At 62.2% G+C, this 450-nt stretch carries 1 protein-coding gene; it reads left to right on the forward strand.

Translation table 11 applies throughout. The features are described from left to right. Window positions 1–257: 257 nt before the first annotated feature. Window positions 258–450: FAD-dependent oxidoreductase (locus EN893_RS37585; RefSeq protein WP_128362339.1), on the forward strand; the 193-nt coding region annotated here is incomplete at its 3' end.

The following is a 450-nucleotide window of genomic DNA, read 5'->3' on the forward strand; positions in this document are numbered from 1 at the left end:
GTTCTACCCGGCGCCACGCCTACCATGCCATCGGTCGCCTGGGGCGCACTGCGCTATGGTGTCAAGCCGGAGCTCTATGCGCTTTCGTCGATCATCAACATTATGGTATTTGCCGCAATCGCGGTGCTTTATTTCGTTGCACGCTCGGACAGAAAACGGCCGATGGAGTGACATCTCATGCTTGTGGTGCTTTCGGCGGGCCGGAATTCTGGTGAGGCCTGCTTGCACGTCCTGCATTGTGCCCCAGGGGCTGGCGAATGACGATGGGGGTCCCCGACGAGAAAGTCGATTGCATCGTCATCGGCGCCGGCGTCGTCGGTCTGGCGATTGCGCGGCGGCTGGCGCTCGAGGGACGCGAAGTTCTTGTCGTGGAGGCCGAGGACAGCCCCGGGCTGGGCACGTCGAGCCGCAACAGCGAGGTCATCCATGCCGGCATCTACTACCCTAAGG

The organism is Mesorhizobium sp. M7A.F.Ca.CA.004.04.2.1 (genome assembly GCF_004022825.1).
Lineage (GTDB): Bacteria > Pseudomonadota > Alphaproteobacteria > Rhizobiales > Rhizobiaceae > Mesorhizobium.